Annotated in this window: 16 protein-coding genes; 7 read left to right on the top strand and 9 right to left on the bottom strand. The window is 60.2% G+C overall.

Annotation, left to right across the window (positions count from 1 at the left end; translation table 11 throughout):
• Nucleotides 1-4 precede the first annotated feature (4 nt).
• The gene (locus AB4P97_RS09930; protein ID WP_395602571.1) at nucleotides 5-1,924 is read left to right on the top strand and encodes a PAS domain S-box protein; all 1,920 of its coding nucleotides are present in this window, start codon (nucleotides 5-7) and stop codon (nucleotides 1,922-1,924) included.
• 77 nt (nucleotides 1,925-2,001) lie between these two features.
• Entirely contained in the window at nucleotides 2,002-2,538 is a 537-nt protein-coding gene (locus AB4P97_RS09925) for a hypothetical protein (protein WP_210624533.1), read from the top strand.
• An 86-nt stretch (nucleotides 2,539-2,624) separates the two neighbouring features.
• Here AB4P97_RS09925 and AB4P97_RS09920 read toward each other — a convergent pair whose 3' ends face one another.
• From AB4P97_RS09920 to AB4P97_RS09900, 5 genes are all read right to left on the bottom strand, one after another.
• Nucleotides 2,625-2,921: a hypothetical protein gene (locus tag AB4P97_RS09920; RefSeq protein ID WP_047301153.1), complete on the bottom strand. Its 297-nt coding sequence runs from the start codon at nucleotides 2,919-2,921 to the stop codon at nucleotides 2,625-2,627.
• 155 nt (nucleotides 2,922-3,076) lie between these two features.
• The gene (locus AB4P97_RS09915; RefSeq protein WP_115148098.1) at nucleotides 3,077-4,423 is read right to left on the bottom strand and encodes a sodium:proton antiporter; all 1,347 of its coding nucleotides are present in this window, start codon (nucleotides 4,421-4,423) and stop codon (nucleotides 3,077-3,079) included.
• Between the two features lie 170 nt (nucleotides 4,424-4,593).
• A complete protein-coding gene (locus AB4P97_RS09910; RefSeq protein ID WP_042559243.1) occupies nucleotides 4,594-5,451 on the bottom strand; it encodes an SDR family oxidoreductase in 858 nt (285 codons plus the stop codon).
• A 211-nt stretch (nucleotides 5,452-5,662) separates the two neighbouring features.
• Nucleotides 5,663-6,142 (bottom strand): nuclear transport factor 2 family protein, encoded by a 480-nt coding sequence (locus tag AB4P97_RS09905; RefSeq protein WP_042559242.1) that lies wholly within the window; start codon nucleotides 6,140-6,142, stop codon nucleotides 5,663-5,665.
• A gap of 55 nt (nucleotides 6,143-6,197) precedes the next feature.
• Nucleotides 6,198-6,761, bottom strand: a complete 564-nt coding sequence (locus tag AB4P97_RS09900; protein ID WP_395602570.1) for a TetR/AcrR family transcriptional regulator — start codon at nucleotides 6,759-6,761, stop codon at nucleotides 6,198-6,200.
• Between the two features lie 215 nt (nucleotides 6,762-6,976).
• Here AB4P97_RS09900 and pssA point away from each other — a divergent pair, with 215 nt between their 5' ends.
• Nucleotides 6,977-8,320, top strand: a complete 1,344-nt coding sequence (gene pssA, locus AB4P97_RS09895) for a CDP-diacylglycerol--serine O-phosphatidyltransferase (protein ID WP_047301145.1) — start codon at nucleotides 6,977-6,979, stop codon at nucleotides 8,318-8,320.
• 151 nt (nucleotides 8,321-8,471) lie between these two features.
• Here pssA and efeO (AB4P97_RS09890) read toward each other — a convergent pair whose 3' ends face one another.
• The 4 genes from efeO (AB4P97_RS09890) to efeU are packed head-to-tail and all read right to left on the bottom strand — an operon-like array spanning nucleotide 8,472 to nucleotide 12,687.
• Nucleotides 8,472-9,296 (bottom strand): iron uptake system protein EfeO, encoded by an 825-nt coding sequence (gene efeO, locus AB4P97_RS09890; protein WP_042559239.1) that lies wholly within the window; start codon nucleotides 9,294-9,296, stop codon nucleotides 8,472-8,474.
• Nucleotides 9,297-9,323: 27 nt separating this feature from the next.
• Nucleotides 9,324-10,622: an iron uptake transporter deferrochelatase/peroxidase subunit gene (gene efeB / locus AB4P97_RS09885; RefSeq protein ID WP_042559238.1), complete on the bottom strand. Its 1,299-nt coding sequence runs from the start codon at nucleotides 10,620-10,622 to the stop codon at nucleotides 9,324-9,326.
• Nucleotides 10,623-10,639: 17 nt separating this feature from the next.
• On the bottom strand, nucleotides 10,640-11,839 hold the full coding sequence (efeO, locus tag AB4P97_RS09880) for an iron uptake system protein EfeO (protein WP_395602569.1): 1,200 nt from the start codon (nucleotides 11,837-11,839) through the stop codon (nucleotides 10,640-10,642).
• Nucleotides 11,840-11,847: 8 nt separating this feature from the next.
• Nucleotides 11,848-12,687 carry an iron uptake transporter permease EfeU gene (gene efeU / locus AB4P97_RS09875; protein WP_047301137.1) on the bottom strand — a complete coding sequence of 280 codons (840 nt, stop codon included), beginning with the start codon at nucleotides 12,685-12,687 and terminating at the stop codon, nucleotides 11,848-11,850.
• 305 nt (nucleotides 12,688-12,992) lie between these two features.
• On the opposite strand from efeU, the gene AB4P97_RS09870 reads away from it, so the two are divergent.
• The 4 genes from AB4P97_RS09870 (at nucleotide 12,993) to AB4P97_RS09855 (ending at nucleotide 17,906) form a co-directional block, all read left to right on the top strand.
• Nucleotides 12,993-14,009 (top strand): AraC family transcriptional regulator, encoded by a 1,017-nt coding sequence (locus AB4P97_RS09870; protein ID WP_115148135.1) that lies wholly within the window; start codon nucleotides 12,993-12,995, stop codon nucleotides 14,007-14,009.
• 248 nt (nucleotides 14,010-14,257) lie between these two features.
• Entirely contained in the window at nucleotides 14,258-15,922 is a 1,665-nt protein-coding gene (locus AB4P97_RS09865) for an AMP-binding protein (RefSeq protein ID WP_395602568.1), read from the top strand.
• Between the two features lie 16 nt (nucleotides 15,923-15,938).
• The gene (locus AB4P97_RS09860; RefSeq protein WP_042559234.1) at nucleotides 15,939-16,700 is read left to right on the top strand and encodes an SDR family NAD(P)-dependent oxidoreductase; all 762 of its coding nucleotides are present in this window, start codon (nucleotides 15,939-15,941) and stop codon (nucleotides 16,698-16,700) included.
• 12 nt (nucleotides 16,701-16,712) lie between these two features.
• On the top strand, nucleotides 16,713-17,906 hold the full coding sequence (locus AB4P97_RS09855; protein WP_042559233.1) for an acetyl-CoA C-acyltransferase: 1,194 nt from the start codon (nucleotides 16,713-16,715) through the stop codon (nucleotides 17,904-17,906).
• Nucleotides 17,907-17,927 lie beyond the last annotated feature (21 nt).

Below are 17,927 nucleotides of genomic sequence, written 5' to 3'. Positions count from 1 at the left end.
TGTGATGAGCGATAACAACAAGTGCGCAGCGATCGAAGAGATGCGTTTCAGGCTTCTGATCGATGCGGTCGTCGACTACGCGATCTACATGATCGACCCCGACGGCATCATCACCAGTTGGAACTCCGGCGCCAAACGCTTCAAGGGTTATGAAGAGGCGGAAATTCTCGGTCAGCACTTTTCGCGGTTCTATACAGCCGATGATCGCGCAGCCGGATTGCCGCAACGGGCACTTGATACGGCGATCCGCGAAGGGCGATTCGAAGGCGAAGGCTGGCGCGTGCGCAAGGACGGCACCAACTTCTGGTCCCATGTGGTGATCGACCCGATCATTGACCCCAATGGCAAACTGCTGGGTTTCGCCAAGATCACTCGTGACCTCACCGACCGCAAGATGGCCGAGGAAACCCTCAAGCAAAGTGAACAGCAGTTTCGTTTGCTGGTGCAGGGTGTAACCGACTATGCGATCTACATGCTCAGCCCCGAAGGTCGGGTGAGCAACTGGAACCAGGGCGCCCAGCGGATCAAAGGTTATCTGCCGGAAGAAATCATCGGTCAGCATTTTTCCATTTTCTATACCCCCGAGGACCGCGAGCGCGGCGAGCCGCAGCGGGCGCTGGCGATAGCCACCGAAACAGGCCGCTTCGAGAGTCGAAGCTGGCGTGTGCGCAAGGACGGTACGCAATTTCTGGCGCACGTGGTGGTCGATGCGATTCGCGGTGAAACCGGCACGTTGCTCGGTTTTGCCAAAATCACCCGCGACGTGACCGAAGCCCATCAGGCCCAGCAGTCGCTGGAAAAGACCCGCGAGGCGCTGGCCCAGGCGCAGAAAATGCAGGCCATTGGTCAGCTCAGTGGCGGCATAGCGCATGACTTCAACAACCTGCTGACGGTGATTCTCGGCAATCTGGAAATCGTCCAGAAACGCATTGGCGACGACCCGAAAATCATCCGCCTGTTGGAAAACGCCACTCAAGGCGCAATGCGCGGCGTGTCACTGACCCAGCGCATGCTGGCATTCGCCCGGCGTCAGGAGCTCAAGACCGAATCGGTAGACATACCGCAACTGGTGCAAGGCATTACCGGCCTGCTTCGCAGCTCGCTGGGGCCGGGCATTCGCATCGATACAGATTTCCCCGAAGACCTGGAACCGGTGTTGGCGGACGTCAACCAACTCGAATTGGCGCTGCTCAACCTGGCTACCAACGCGCGCGACGCCATGCCCGAGGGCGGCAGCGTGACCATTGCTGCGCAACGCGAAGTCGTGCTTGAACTCGGTCATACGGAATTGGCGGCGGGGCGTTACATTTGCCTGAGCATGACTGACACCGGCGACGGCATGGACGCGCAGACGCTCGCTTCGGCCCGCGACCCGTTTTTCACCACCAAAGGCGTGGGCAAAGGCACTGGTCTGGGTTTGTCAATGGTGCATGGCTTCATTGAACAGCTCGGCGGCCGCTTTATCCTCAAAAGTGAAAAGGCCAACGGTACTACCGCCGAACTGTGGATTCCGGTAGCCGGCGAGGGCACAACGGCGAAGGCCTTGTTCCCGCCGGCCGCTCCGATCGTTGTACCGCGGCTAAGCGTGTTGGTGGTGGACGACGACTCGTTGGTGCTGACCAGCACCAGTCTGCTGCTCGAAGACCTCGGTCACCGCGTGGTCAGCGCAACCTCCGGCACTGAGGCGCTGGCGTTGTTCGACCGAGGCGAGGTCATCGACCTGATGATTACCGACATGGCCATGCCGCACATGAGCGGCGCGCAACTGGCCCACGCGGTGCGGGTGCTGAAACCTGATCTGCCGATCGTTCTGGCCACCGGTTACGCCGAGCGCCTGGAAGGCTTTGCCGCGCAGTTGCCGCGCCTGCCGAAACCGTTCACGCAGTTGAATCTTGTGGAGATCATTGCCCTGTCGATGAAATGAGCTTCGGGGATATTCGGCTGAACTAGTGTGAGGCAGGGGGTTTCTAAGTTTTTTACCTGCCCCGGAGCCCGCGTCTCGTGTCTCGCATATTGACCCACCCGACCGCTGAAGAAATCCAGACCGAACATGACGCCAAGATGTTCGGCTCACCCAAGGAACGTCTGGACTTCTATCGGCGCGAAATCCAGTACGAAACCAGCATCCTCGCCAATCGCACCGATGCCTATCTGGCGGCGCAATCGTTCCTGGTGATTGCCTTTGCTTCGTGCATGTCCAACCTCAACCCGGAATGGGGCAAGTTGTTTACCTTGGTGGTGCCACCGTTTCTGGCGCTGTTGGGGCTGCTCAGCTCGCTCAACGCCTGGCCTGGGATTCGCGCGGCGTACGACATCATCGACCACTGGCACTTCAAGCAGAGCCATTTGCTGCACAGCGAGCCTTTGATGGGCCTGGCGTATGACGAATCACCCCTGTTCAGCGAGACGGAGTCGAGCCACAAGGGCTACCGTAAATCGCTGTTGTTCTCGGTGCGCACGCCGTGGATTTTTGCCACGTTCTGGGTGATGTTGGGCAGTTATGCGGTGTTTATTCAGGTAACGAATCCTGGGGGCTAGGTTTTGGCTACCAGAGTCGAAGATCAACAGCCCCTCACCCCAGCCCTCTGACTCGGGAAGAGGGTTAGGGTGAGGGGCTTTTCAGCTTACTCCGCCGTCTCCAACTCCCGACGCAACCCCTGCGAATTCTGCACCGACATCGGAATCGGCGGGAAATCCTCGTTCAGCACGCACAGATGCTCAATCGCATCGGCAAACTTCACATCGGCTTTTCGGCGTAAAGCCCGATAGTGCTCAAACTGTTCGAGATCCAGTTGCCCGCTTTCGAGTAACTGATAAGCCGCGCGATTCAACGCGTGTGCTTCTTCGAACAATTGACGATTGCGTTCCAGGGCCAAAGCCCTGCAAGCCTTGATTTGCGCAGGAGTCGAGCATTCTTTCATGACCGTAACCTTAAATATCGGGATTCCTTTTCAGGGCGCGATGCCGCAGGGGAACCGAACCTGCCGTACCCCGTCGCAGGGTGCGGCAGGGAGTTAAGGTTGTGACCGTCGGCAGTTGCAGAGCGATCCATTTTTTTCATCACAACGTTCAGCAGTTATTGCCGGGAGCGCTTTTTGCGCTGTTCATATCGCGCAAGGATCGGTTGCGTACTGATGCCATGCAGCAAAATGCTCAGCGCCACCACCGACAGCGTCAGGTCGGTACACAGCGTGGCCACCGAATCGCTCAGCCCATGATTCAAGGCATAAAACAGATAGAACAGGCTGCCGATCCCGCGTATGCCGAACCAGCCGATCAGCAACCGTTGCTGTCCCTGCAGCAAAGAACCCCACGGCATCAGCGCAACGCAAAGCGGGCGAATCAGGCAGAACAACACGCCGCCAACCAGTAACGCGCGCCAGTCCCAGTGTGCAATCAGCACAACACCCAACAGTGTGACGAGAAACACTTCCATCGCCCGTTCGACCAGGCCCCCGAACGACAACATGTCACCCATCATGATCCCGGCAGCAACCTGACTGTCTTCCATCCGTTCGGTATCGCCATGCACGGCATGCTGCGGTTCCGCATTCAGGTGACCGACTACCGGTTGCACCAGATGCTCGGCGGGCGGCTGGCTGGCACCGGTGGATTGAACTTCCACCTGACGCAGGCCCAGTCCCGCAGCAAATACCGACAGAAAGCCATAGCCACCGATGGCTTCGGCCACGACATAGGCCAGCGCGATCAATGCCAGCGCCAGATAGTCATTGGGGCTCAGGGTGCTGTCTTCGTTGTGGATGCGTAATGACAATGTCACGCGGCCGATGCCACGGCCCATCCAATAACCGGTCAGCAACCCGGCGGGTACAGCCCATAACACGCTGCGCAAGATCCAGTCCTGCCATAGTCCCGTGTTGCTATCGGCCTGCAGTAATACCAACCCGAGGATTACGAAAGGAAAGGCGATACCGTCATTCAGCCCGGCCTCGCCGGACAGGCCGAAGCGTACGCTGTCGACGTCCCTCGCGTCGTTGACCTGGACCAGCGCCGCGAGCACCGGGTCGGTCGGCGCCAGAATCGCGCCGATCAGCAACGAGGGCCCCCATGCGAGTTGCAAGCCCCAATGCAGCAACAGGCAGACGCCAGCGATGGTCAGCACCATCACCGGGCCGGCCAGGCCGAACGCGATCCGCCAACGCTTGTCACTTAGCGGCAGGCGCAGTTTCAATCCGCAGACAAACAACGAAAAGAGCACCGCGACTTCCGTCAGGTGCTCCATCCACAACGAGGCGTCATCCAGCGACAGTTTCAGCAGATCCAGGCCACTGGGGCCAATTGCAACACCCAGCAGCAAGCACACTGCCGAAGTGGTCACCGGCATCCAGCGCAAATAGGAGGAGGTCAGCGCCAGGGTCAGCAACACGGCGCCGAGCACGGCCACCCACACGGTAAAACTCATGATTCATCTCTCGTACTGGCCGGACCGGGCGTCGTGTTCATTTTTCCCGCCGAATTCCCTGTAGGAGCTGCCGCAGGCTGCGATCTATTGATCTGGTCTTCTAGAGTCAAAAGATCGCAGCCTGCGGCAGCTCCTACACGGGACGGGGCGGCACTGATCAGGGGCGAATGTCAGAGCATCGGTTTACCGCCGGTCACGCCATAGCGTTGGCCGGTGATGTAGCTGGCTTCGTCGGATGCCAGCAGAACGTAGATCGGCGCAACTTCCACCGGCTGGCCGGGACGCCCCAGCGGGGTATTGCCACCGAAGTTCTGCACTTCTTCATCAGGCATGGTCGAGACGATCAGAGGCGTCCAGATTGGCCCCGGCGCCACACAGTTCACGCGAATTTCCTTGGGCCCGAGCATCTGCGCCAGACCACCGGTGAAGTTGGCGATCGCACCTTTGGTGGTGGCGTAAGCCAGCAGGCTCGGCTTCGGCATGTCCGAATTGACTGAGCTGGTATTGATGATCGACGCACCGGGGCGCATGTGTTTGATCGCTGCCTGACACAGGCGGAAAATCGCCGTGATGTTGACGTCGAAGGTCATCACCCATTCGTCATCGGGGATGTCTTCGAAGTTTTCGTGGGTCATCTGGAACGCGGCATTGTTGACCAGCACGTCGATGCGGCCGAAGTGTTCAATGGTTTGATCGACCAGTTCCTGGCAATGGGACTTTTGCGCGAGGTCGCCCGACAGCAACAGGCATTGGCGACCGGCCTGTTCGACCCAGCGTGCGGTTTCCTTCGCGTCTTCGTGTTCATTGAGGTAAGCGACGACAACGTCAGCGCCTTCACGGGCAAAGGCAATGGCCACAGCGCGGCCGATACCGCTGTCGCCGCCAGTGATCAGGGCGATCTTGCCGGCCAGTCGGCCCGAGCCAACGTAACTTTGCTCGCCGCAATCAGGATACGGCTCCATTTTGCGTTGCGAACCGGGAACGGATTGGGCCTGCGCAGGGAAGGGTGGTTTTGGATAATCGGTCATCGTGGGTCTCCGAGTCTCATGGCGGGTATGGCCGGTTGACCCGGCAGGTTTGCCATGAGTTCGATCGGATTTGCGCTGACGGTTCTACATTGAGCAAAACCCAAGTCCCCCTGTAGGAGCTGTCGAGTGAAACGAGGCTGCGATCTTTTGATCTGTTTTTTAAGAGCAAGATCAAAACATCGCAGCGTGCCGCAGCTTCTATAGTTGCGGGTTACAGACCAAGCGCCGACAGTCCCGGATGATCATCCGGGCGACGGCCCAGCGGCCAGTGGAACTTGCGCTCGCTTTCCTGAATCGGCAGGTCGTTGATGCAGGCATAGCGCTGGAACATCAGACCGTTGTCGTCGAACTCCCAGTTCTCGTTCCCGTAGGAGCGGAACCAGTTGCCGGAATCGTCATGCCATTCGTAGGCATAGCGCACCGCAATGCGCGTGTCCGAGTAGGCCCAGAGTTCCTTGATCAGCCGGTAGTCCAGCTCTTTCGCCCATTTACGGGTGAGGAAGGCTTTGGCCTCTTCCCGGTTGTTGGCGAACTCGGCGCGGTTGCGCCATTTCGTCTCGAGGGTGTAGGCCAGCGAGACCCTCTCGGGATCACGGGAATTCCAGCCGTCTTCGGCCAGGCGAACTTTCTCGATGGCCGATTGAAGGTTGAAGGGTGGCAATGGCGGACGTACCTGAGCTGCAGTAGACATGATCAGTCTCCCGATAGATTCAACGTTTAAACAACTTGTCTGGCCTATTAAGGCGTTACAGGTCCAATAACTTGCGCGCCATGCATTGCGCATTATCGGCGGCACTGTGATCACCCATCACAAGCGCTACGGTAATGGCGCCGTCAATCAGGATCAGCAGCTGTTTGGCCAGCAACTGCGGATCCCTGGCGCCATGTTCGGTACACAGCTCGCACACGTAGTCGAGCAGCTTCTGTTTGTGTTCCCTGGCGACCAGACGCACCGGATCTTGCGCGTCGCTGGTCTCGCCGCTGGTGTTGATGAAGGCGCAGCCGCGAAAGCCCTCCGAGGCGAACCAGCCCTTGAGCACGGTAAACAGGTTGAGCAGGCGATCGGCCGGCGTTTCGGCCTGATCGACAGCGCTCCGGTACCAATGCATCCAGCGCACGTCGCGGCGTTGCAGGGCGGCAGCCACCAACTCATCTTTATTGGTGAAGTAGCGGTAGATGCTCTTTCTGGAGACGCCGGCGGTTTTCACCAGAAGATCCATGCCCGTGGCGGCGATGCCACTTCTATAGATCAGCTTTTCGGTGACATCCAGAATGATGTCGCGAGTTGAGGTGTCGGTGATTTCGTTCATGTGGCGAACAGTAGAACGGTCGTTCTTCATTGGCAAGTTATTTTCTAAAGTCAAAGCATCGCAGCCTTCGGCAGCGCCTGCACGGGGATTGTGAACACCTTGTAGGCGCTGCCGAAGGCTGCGATCTTTCGATCTCTTTACAGACCCTCACAAGACCCGCAGGGATCGATGGTGTAAGCTCTCGGGTTCTTCGGATTCGACCCATTGCGAGCCCTATGCCGTTGCTCTTCAAACGCTCTCTGCTGCCTAAACTGCGCAGCTTTCCGCTGACCGCCGAGGCCGTGACCATTTTGTCCGGCGCCGCCGAATTCCGCCGTTGCCTGCTGGAGAAAATCGCTACGGCGACCCAGCGCATCTATGTCGTCGCGCTGTATTTGCAGCAAGACGAAGCCGGTCAGGAAATCCTCGATGCCTTGCACGCCGCCAAACTCGCGCGTCCCGAGCTGGAAATTGCCGTGGTGGTCGACTGGCTGCGCGCCCAGCGCGGGCTGATCGGTGCCGGCAAGCAGCCGGGTAATTCGGCGTGGTATCAGGAAATGACCCGCACCCACCAGAGCGAAGTGCCGGTCTACGGTGTACCGGTGCAAACCCGCGAACTGTTCGGCGTGCTGCATTTGAAGGGCTTCGTGATCGACGATTGCGTGGTCTACAGCGGCGCCAGCCTTAACAACGTTTACCTGCACAAGTTCGACAAGTACCGTTTCGACCGCTATCACGTCCTGCAGAGCCCTGAGCTGGCGGACTCGATGCATCACCTGGTCAAGCATGGCCTGATCGAATCCAAAGCGGTGCATCGCCTCGACCTGCCGAATCTGCCGACCACCCGCAGCCTGCGTAACGACATTGGCGATCTGCGCAGCCGCCTCAAGCACGCGGCGTACGACACCAGTGCCGGCAGCACCGCCAGAGTAGGTTTGTCGGTCAGTCCATTGCTGGGCGTGGGCAAGAACAACCCGCTGAACCGGGCGATTCTCGAATTGATCGCCAGTGCGCAAAAGCAGCTGACCATTTGCACGCCTTACTTCAACCTGCCGCTAGGGGTGATCCGCGAGATCAACCGCGCGCTGGCCCGTGGCGTGAAGATCGACATCGTGGTTGGCGACAAGACCGCCAACGACTTCTACATCCCGCCGAGCGAGCCGTTCAGGGTGATCTCAGCGCTGCCGTACCTGTACGAGATCAGCCTGCGCCGCTTCGCCAAACGCCATCAGCGCAGCATCGACAGCGGTCAGTTGAATCTGCACCTGTGGCGTGACGGCGACAACACCTATCACCTCAAGGGCATGTGGATCGATCAGCGCTACACGCTGCTGACCGGCAACAACCTTAATCCACGGGCGTTCCGCCTGGACCTGGAAAATGCGTTGTTGATCGATGATCCCAAAGGCGAGTGGGTGGACCCGCGAGCGCAGGAGCTGGAGGCGATCTTCCGCCATACCTCGCGGATTTCCAGCTTCCACGATCTGGAGACCTTGCCGGAATACCCGGCCGGGGTGGCGAAGTTTCTCAAGCGCGTGAGTCGGGTGCGGATTGAGCGGTTGCTTTACCGGATTCTGTAAATTGATCCGGATGATGCGGCGAGCCTGCTGACGTCATCGCTGGCAAGCCAGCTCCCACAGGTCTGGCCGATGTTCACAAAATCCGTGAGCACTGCAAAACCCTGTGGGAGCTGGCTTGCCAGCGATGAGGCCCTGAAAAACCTTACAACACTCAGTTCAGCCCCAACTTCCCACGCAACGTGGAAAGATCTTCCGCCAAGGTATTCACCGGTCCGACCAGCGCCTTGCGGTCGTTATCCTTGACCTTGTCATACGTCTCAAACCCGCCATCCTGGGTCTTGTACCTGGCCAGCACCTTGTTGACGGTGGCGAAGTTCTTGTCGACTTTCGCTATGAAAGCCTTGTCCTGCTGCTCGATCTGCGGACGGAACAAATCGACGATTTTCTTCGCGCCATCGATGTTGCCCTGGAAGTCATACAGGTCGGTGTGGCTGTAGCGATCTTCCTCACCGGAAATCTTTGTCGCGGCCACTTCTTCCAGCAGCGCAGCAGCACCGCCCACCACTTTTTCCGGCGGGAAGGTCAGGCCCGCCACGCGGGTTTGCAGGTCTTGTACGTCTTTGTTCAAGCCATCCGCCAATGCATCGAGGCCCTGGGTGCTCTTCTGTGCGAATAGCGAATATTCGATGCGGTGGAAACCGGTGAAATCTTCAGCCTTCACGCCTTTCTCGTGATCATCGACGCGAGAATCGATGGACGCATCGAGGTCACTGAACAGCTCGGCAATCGGCTCGATCGACTCGTAGAAAACGCGGGTCGGTGCGTAGAGTTTTTGCGCGGTCGCCAGGTCGCCTTTCTTCACGGCGTCGGTGAATTGCTGGGTGTGGCTGGCCAGTTCATCGAGTTGTTCGGTGACGTAAATCTTGTAGTCCGACACCGGCCCGACCAGATCCAGCGGTGCTGTTGCGGCGAATGCCGACAGCGGGGTGTTGAGCAATCCGAGGGTCAGCAATAACGCGAGTGGCGTCTTTTTCATGGGGGCGGCTCCAGTGTTGAAGTTGTTTTATGCGGCTGTTTTGGGTTGTGTGGCGTTGAGCAGCGAGCGCCCGATAAAGTCCTTGTCGCCCGTCACACCCGGCAGGGTGAAGAAGTAACCGCCGCCGACCGGTTTGAGGTATTCCTCCAGCGGTTCGCCGTTGAGGCGGGTCTGCACGGTGATGAAGCCTTTTTCCAGATCAGCCTGGTAACAGATGAACAGCAGGCCCATGTCGAGTTGGCCGTTCTTGTTGACGCCATTGGAATAGTTGAACGGTCGACGCAGGATCAGGTTGGCCTGGCTGGCGGCGGTGCGCGGGTTGGCCAGGCGAATGTGCGCGTCGAGCCTTGTCAGCTTGCCTTCCGGGTCTTTGCTGTAATCCGGCACCTCGCTTTCGTGGTGACCTCCCATCGGCGCGCCGGTGTTCTTGGTCCGACCGAAAATGCTTTCCTGCTCCTGCAACGGCGTGCGATCCCAGCGTTCGACGAAGTTGCGGATGATCCGTACCGCTTGATAACTGCCGTGCGCCGCCCAGGCCGGTTCGTCGCTGCCCGGTTGCACCCATACCAGGCGATCCATGGCTTTATCGTCGTTGGAATCGGGGTTGGCCGAGCCATCACGGAAACCCAGGAAGTTACGCGCCGATTGCGCCGGCACACCGGGCTTGGCCGGGGCTTGCGGCGGCACGCTGCCTTCCTGTTTCCAGCGCACCAGCAACAGGTCCGGCAGGTTCTTGACGATGTCGCGCAGGGCGTGGATGTTGGTGTCGGCGGTGTTGGCGCAGAACTGCAGACTCAGGTCGCCATGGCAGCAATCGGCCTCCAGCGCATCGTTGGGGAAGCCGACCATGCGTTGCAGACGTTTGGGTTTGGCGTCCGCCAGGCCGAAGCGCTCATCGAACAGCGATTCGCCCACCGACACGGTGATGGTCAGGTTGTCCGGGGTGACCACCGGGCCGAGAATGCCGGAGTCTGGCGGCGGCAGTTTCGGATCGATCTGCGCGACCGGTCCGCCCTTCATCAGGAAGGCGATGCGCTCGTTGAGCGTGCGGAACAGTCGCTCGAGATCTTCGCGATCGCTGGCCAACACATCGAACGCCACCAACATGCCCGACGCCGGGCGAGGGGTGACGATGCCGGTTTGATGCACACCGTGGAAATCGTGACGGTCTTCGGTCTTGTCGCTGCTCGGTGCTTCGGTGACTTGCGCAGGTGCAGCCGCCATAACCGGGCAGCTCAGGGCTGATCCGGCCAGCGCGACACCGGCAGCGCCCATGCCCATCAGGACACGGCGGCGTTGCAGGTTGAGTTTTTCAGAGTCTTTCATCGGTACGGGTCTTCTGCTTACAGGCCGGAAAGGCCAAGGGCTGGATCGATGCCATCAAGTGCGTCGGCCAGAGCCTGAGCCTTGTCGGCAATCTGCTTGCGTTGCGCGCCGCTGATGGCGTCGTAGCTGGCGTAGCCGTCCTTGACCTTGTAGCTGTTCAGTTCGTTGTCGAAGTCGGCCAGCGTCTGGTCGATTTTCGGCAACAGATCCGCCGCCGACTTGCTCAGCATCGGCCGCAGCAGATCGACCACTTTGTGGGCGGTTTGCAGATTGGCGGCGAAACCGTTGAGGTCGCTGTGGCTGTAGCGTTCTTCTTCACCGCTGGCGGCACGCACGTCGGCGAGGGTGTTGAGGTTGCGCACGACGATGTTGACTAGTTGCTCCGGCGGCAACGATTGCGCGAGCAGTTGATTTTTCAGCGTGGTGACGTCGCTCACCAGACGCTGGGCGACGGCGGCGAGATCATCGAGTTGGCGTTGCTGGAACAGCGCGTATTCGATGCGGTGGAAACCGACGAACGCCGGGTCCTGCTCGCGCTTCTCAAAGTAATCGGCGCGCGCATTGATGCGGTTGTCCAGTTCGGCCAGTCGCTGAGCCGCCGGGGCCAAGCGCTGATACGCCGCCCGCGCCGGCAGGTACAACGCCTGCGCCTGACTCAAGTCACCGCTGGCAATCGCCTGATTGAGCGCGGTCGTGGTTTTGATCAGCGCGCTGCCCTGGCTGGCCAGATACACTCGGAATTCCGACAGCGGCCCGATGAACGCCACCAGCGACGGCTTGGCTTTGGCGGCGGCGTCAGAAGCGGCGGTCGGTGTCACATGCAGGGTGCCGCGCGGGTTGCTCAGCAGGCCGCAAGTGATGGCGTAGTCACCGGGTTGCAGGTTGGCATTGATCACCTGACTCAGGCCCGGGGCGATGTTTTCACGCTCTTCGACCACCAACACGCCGTCGAGGATTTCCCATTCCACCGCCCGTTCGGAGCGGTTGACGATACGGAAACTGGCGCGACCGGCCGGGATTGTCAGGGCGTTCGGCTCGCAATTGCCCGGATGAATGTTGACCACCACTTCATCGTGGTTGTGCTGACGCTTGGCCGCGGCCATTTTCGAGGCGTACCAGAACAGGCCACCGGCGGCGATCATCACGATCACCGAACCGGCCAGCGCCCAACGCAAGGCACGGGGAGGCGAGGCCTGAGGAGTTTTAGGCTTTGACATGAGTGCCCTTATTGGCTGGAAGCAGAAGACGATTGCGCGACAGGCTTGGGCGCGGGCAGGAAGAACATCACCAGCGCCAGCAGCAGATAGATCAGGTACGCGCCAAGGGTGCTGACCGTCGGCGCATCCTGATAACCGAACATGCCGGCCAGCACCGAGCCCAGCGGGCCATCCATCGGCAGTGTCGCGCTGAAATCGAAGAGCACGGTTTGCAGGTGATTCCAAACGCCGGCTTCATGCAGGGCTTGCACCGAGTTGGCGAGAATCCCCGCGGCCACGACCAGAATGAACAACCCGGTCCACTTGAAAAATGCCGAGAGGTTGAGGCGCATGCTGCCGCTGTAGATGAGGAAGCCAACGATGATCGCCAGAATCAGGCCGAGCAGGGCGCCAATCGGCGCGCCCGGGCCTTCGCTCTGCTGGAACACTGCGAGCAAAAAGAACACGGTTTCCAGGCCCTCTCGCGCCACGGCGAAGAAGACCATGGCGATCAGCGCAATCACCTGATGTCTGGACGAGGTCAGCGCCTGATCCAGCGAGGCGTGCAGCGAATGCTTGATCGACCGCGCGACCTTGCGCATCCAGAACACCATCGAGCTGAGAATCGCCACGGCCGCCAACCCGACCACGCCTTCGAACAGTTCCTGCTGCTTTTGCGGGAATTCGGCGCTGACCAGTTCCAGGCCACCGCCGACCAGCAATGCCAGGGCTGCCGCGAGAAAAACACCGATCCACACGGCGGGCATCCATTCGCCGCGGCCGGTCTGTTGCAGGTAGCTGGCGATAATGCCAACGATCAACGCGGCTTCAATGCCTTCGCGCAGCATGATTAGAAAGGGAACGAGCATTCGGTATCCGCGGTGATTTAGATAGGAAGCTAAGTTGTAACATAATGACACTCATTCCCATATGACAATCATTGACAAGAACCTGAACACAAGCTGAACAACATGACGTTATGTTCAGCACAAAACCCTGTGGGAGCGGGCTTGCCCGCGATTGCAATGGAACAGCTGGCATTTCTGTTGACTGACAGGACGCCATCGCGGGCAAGCCCGCTCCCACAGGGTTTGCATTGTTTTCGGGCCAGCAACGCGCGGGTGGCTGCGGTAAGATGCCCGTCACTCAAAAACAACAAGGTCTGCCGCGTTCCATGTCGGAAAAAGACACCATCGCCGTGCAACTGGTGCGTGAAGCGCTGCTGCAAAGTTGTGCCCCGGGCGTGGCCAGGGAAGAACTGTTGAACAAGGTCGGCATTGCCCCGGCCTTGCTGGAAACCGGCGAGGGCCGGGTGCCGGCATCGCAATATGCAAAGCTCTGGCGTCTGTTGGCTCGGCGGGGGGATGACGAGTTCTTCGGCATGGACCCGCGCAAGCTCAAGTCCGGCAGTCTGGAGTTCCTTTGCCGCAGCGCCATGGCACAACCAACGCTGGCGGCCGGTTTGAGCACGGGCCTGAGTTTCCTGTCGTTGATGCTTGAGCGCCTGCCGGCGCAACTGGTGCATCAGCAGAGTCTTGCGGAAATTGTCCTGCTTGAAGACGATCCCGAACCACGTCGCGCGTTTACCTACTTCACCTATTGGATGATCGTCCACGGCGTGGCCTGCTGGCTGGCGGGGCGGCGGATTCCGATCCTGGCCATCGAACTGCGCTGCCCGGCGCCGGACTTTACCGATGACTACCGGGTGATGTTCTCGGACAACCTGCGCTTTGATCGACCACGCACGCGGATGATCTTTTCCGCCGATTGCCTCGATCTGCCGATCAAACGTTCCGCCGAGGAGCTCAAGCGCTTCCTGGCTCACGCGCCAGCCAACATTCTGGTCAAGTACCGCGACCCGCAGAGCCTGGCCAGCCGGATCAAACACGATTTGCGTCAGTTGCCTGCCGAGCAGTGGCCGGAAACCGAAGCGTTGGCCCAGCAGCTGTGCATGTCGGCCTCGACGTTGCGCCGTCGTCTGGCCGAGGAAGGGCAGACGTATCAGGGCCTCAAGGACAGCGTGCGCAAGGAATTGGCGATTGTCTGGCTGGCCGAGCCTTCGATCAGCTTTGTCGAGATCGCCAGCCGTTTGGGGTTTGCCGATGCGAGTTCGTTCTACAAGGCGTTTCGCAAGTGGTCGGGGTCAAATCCGGGGCATTACCGGACGTTGATCCTTAACGAAGCCGTCTGATCCGAACTCCATGCTGGCTGATCTGGCCCCTTCGCGAGCAGGCTCGCTCCCACAGGGTGAACGCATTTCAAATGTGGGAGCGAGCCTGCTCGCGAAGGCGGCAATCCTGGCGGCACATCTCTTGAACCCTGGCCAAACCAGTCAGCCACTTTGATGGCTTTGACCATTGCCCCAAGCCCCTTACAGCGCGACTATCCCTCTGTTGTTTACGGTTCCCAGCCTAATAAAAACACAGAGGGATTCTGGCAATGCGCGACTACTTGTCTGCCACCGAACAGTTCAACTATCAGCACACTGTGGATGCCGCGCTCAGCGGCTCGCTTGAGGCGCTCAACGCCTGCGTCGAATGCTGCGACCGCCATGCATTGCCGGGGCGCATCGCGCTGTTCTGGGAAGGTCGCGATGGCGCCAGCGCGACGTACACTTTCAGCGACTTGCAGGACAAAGCCGCGCGATTCGCCAATTTCCTCCTCGCCCAAGGCGTGCGCAAGGGTGACAAGGTTGCCGGCCTGCTGCCACGCAATATCGAATTGCTCATCACCGTTTTCGCCACCTGGCGCATCGGCGCGGTCTATCAACCGCTGTTCACCGCGTTCGGCCCGAAGGCCCTCGAACATCGACTGAACAGCTCCGGCGCCAAAGTCGTGGTGACCGACGCCGTCAACCGGCCGAAACTCACTGAAGTTGCCGACTGCCCGACGCTGGTCACGGTCGGCGGCGCCAAGGGCCAGGGCATTGTCCGTGGCGATTTCAGTTTCTGGGCTGAACTGGCCAATTACTCCAACGTCTGCGAACCCGTGCTGCTGAGTGGCGAAGACCCGTTCCTGCTGATGTTTACCTCGGGCACCACCGGCCCGGCGAAAGCCCTGTCGGTACCGCTCAAGGCGATCGTCGCGTTCCAGAGTTACACCCGTGATGCGGTGGATCTGCGCCCGGAAGATGCATTCTGGAACGTCGCCGATCCGGGCTGGGCCTATGGCATCTATTTCGGCGTCACCGGCCCGTTGGCAATGGGGCATCCGATCACTTTCTACGATGGCCCGTTCACCCTCGAAAGCACCTGCCGGGTGATCAACAAGTACGGAATCACCAACCTCACCGGTTCGCCGACTGCTTATCGTCTGCTGATTGCCGGCGGTAACGAGTTCGCGAGGTCGATCAAGGGCAAGCTGCGGATCGTCAGCAGCGCGGGCGAACCGCTGAACCCGGAAGTGATCCGCTGGTTCGCTGACAACCTTGATGTGGTCATCCACGACCATTACGGCCAGACCGAACTGGGCATGGTGCTGTGTAACCACCACGGCCTCGACCATGTGGTTCACGTTGGCGCCGCCGGTTTCGCCTCGCCGGGTCATCGCATTGTGGTGCTCGACGAGCAGCACCAGGAACTGGGCGTCGGTCAGCCGGGCATCCTCGCCATCGACCGTGCCAACTCGCCGATGTGCTGGTTTGGCGGCTATGAAGGCGCACCGACCAAAGCCTTCGTCGGCGATTACTACCTGAGTGGCGACACCGTGGAGTGGAATCCGGATGGCAGCATCAGTTTCGTCGGCCGCAGCGACGACGTGATTACCACATCTGGCTACCGCGTAGGCCCATTCGACGTCGAAAGCGCGTTGATCGAGCATCCGGCCGTGGTCGAGGCCGCGGTGGTCGGCAAGCCCGATCCGGAGCGCACCGAACTGGTCAAAGCCTTCGTGGTGCTCAGCGCGCATTACCGCGCGGCACCAGAGTTGGCCGAAGAACTTCGCCAGCACGTACGCAAACGTCTGGCCGCGCATTCGTACCCGCGTGAAATCGAATTTGTCAGCGAATTGCCCAAGACCCCGAGCGGCAAATTGCAGCGCTTTATCTTGCGCAACCAGGAAATCGCCAAGGCTCAAGAGGCCGCGGCGCACAACGTTTCAGCTTGAATCGAAGGAAACAGTCATGCAGATCGAGAACAAGGTTTTTATCGTCACTGGCGGCGCTTCCGGCCTGGGTGCAGCCACCGCTGAATTGCTGGTGAGTGCCGGCGCCAAAGTGATGCTGGTGGACATGAACGCCGAAGCGGTTGCCGCGCAGGCCCAACGCCTGGGTGCGCAAAGCGTCGTCGCCGACATCAGTAATGAAGCCGCCGCCGAAGCCGCCATACAAGCGACCGTCACTGCATTCGGCAGCCTCAATGGTCTGGTCAACTGCGCCGGCATCGTCCGTGGCGAGAAGATCCTTGGCAAGAACGGCCCGCACGTATTGTCCAGTTTTGCCCAGGTGATCAACGTCAACCTGATCGGCAGCTTCAACATGTTGCGCCTGGCCGCTGCGGCGATTGCCGAGAGCGAGGCCAATGCCGATGGCGAGCGCGGCGTGATCATCAACACCGCCTCGGTAGCGGCGTTCGACGGCCAGATTGGTCAGGCCGCGTATGCAGCGTCAAAAGGCGCCATCGCCAGCCTGACCCTGCCGGCCGCCCGTGAACTGGCGCGCTTCGGCATCCGCGTGATGACCATCGCCCCGGGCATTTTTGAAACGCCGATGATGGCCGGCATGACCCCGGAAGTCCGCGACTCGCTGGCGGCCGGCGTACCGTTCCCGCCGCGTCTGGGCAAGCCTGCCGAGTACGCCGCGCTGGTTCGGCATATCATCGAAAACAGCATGCTCAACGGTGAGGTGATCCGTCTCGACGGCGCCTTGCGCATGGCCGCCAGGTAAGGAGGATTTGTCATGACTATTTCCAACGATCCGATTGTTATCGTCAGCGCCGTTCGCACCCCGATGGGCGGCTTTCAGGGTGAACTGAAAAGCCTCACCGCGCCGCAACTCGGCGCCGCCGCCATCAAGGCCGCGGTTGAACGCGCCGGTGTCGCCAGCGATGCAGTCGATGAAGTGCTGTTCGGTTGCGTATTGCCTGCGGGCCTCGGCCAGGCCCCTGCGCGGCAAGCAGCGCTGGGCGCCGGGCTGGATAAATCGACCCGTTGCACCACCGTCAACAAGATGTGCGGCTCGGGTATGGAAACCACCATCCTGGCCCACGACATGCTGGTCGCGGGCAGCGCCGATGTGGTGATCGCCGGCGGCATGGAAAGCATGTCCAACTCGCCGTATCTGCTGGATCGTGCCCGTGCCGGTTACCGCATGGGCCACGGCCGGGTGCTGGATTCGATGTTCCTCGACGGTCTCGAAGACGCCTACGACAAGGGGCGCCTGATGGGCACGTTCGCCGAGGAATGCGCCGACACCAATGAATTCAGCCGTGAAGCGCAGGACGCTTTCGCCATCGCCTCGACCACGCGCGCGCAACAGGCGATCAAGGACGGCCGCTTCAAGGACGAAATCGTCCCGCTGACCGTGACCGTCGGCAAAGAGCAGGTGCTGATCAGCAATGACGAACAGCCGCCAAAAGCCAAACTGGACAAGGTCGCTTCGCTGAAACCGGCGTTCCGCGAAGGCGGGACGGTGACGGCGGCGAACTCCAGTTCGATTTCTGACGGCGCAGCGGCGCTGGTGCTGATGCGTCAGTCGCAGGCGCAGAAACTTGGTTTGAAACCGCTGGCGGTCATTCACGGTCACTCGGCGTTCGCTGATACCCCGGGCCTGTTCCCGGTGGCACCGATCGGGGCGATCAACAAACTGGTGAAGAAGACCGGCTGGTCGCTGGCCGAGGTTGACCTGTTTGAAGTCAACGAGGCGTTTGCCGTGGTTGCGATGGCGGCGATGAAGCATCTCGATATCCCGCACGAGAAGCTGAATATCCACGGCGGTGCTTGTGCGCTGGGCCATCCGATCGGTGCGTCGGGTGCGCGGATTCTGGTGACGTTGCTCTCGGCGTTGCGCCAGAACAATCTGAAACGCGGCATCGCGGCCATCTGCATTGGTGGCGGTGAAGCAACGGCCATGGCCGTGGAATGCGTTTACTGAAGTTGACACCTGACCCTGTGG

The sequence above is a fragment of the Pseudomonas sp. A1230 genome, from assembly GCF_044218825.1.
Lineage (GTDB): Bacteria > Pseudomonadota > Gammaproteobacteria > Pseudomonadales > Pseudomonadaceae > Aquipseudomonas > Aquipseudomonas iridis.
This window is presented reverse-complemented; position numbering and strand designations above follow the sequence as displayed.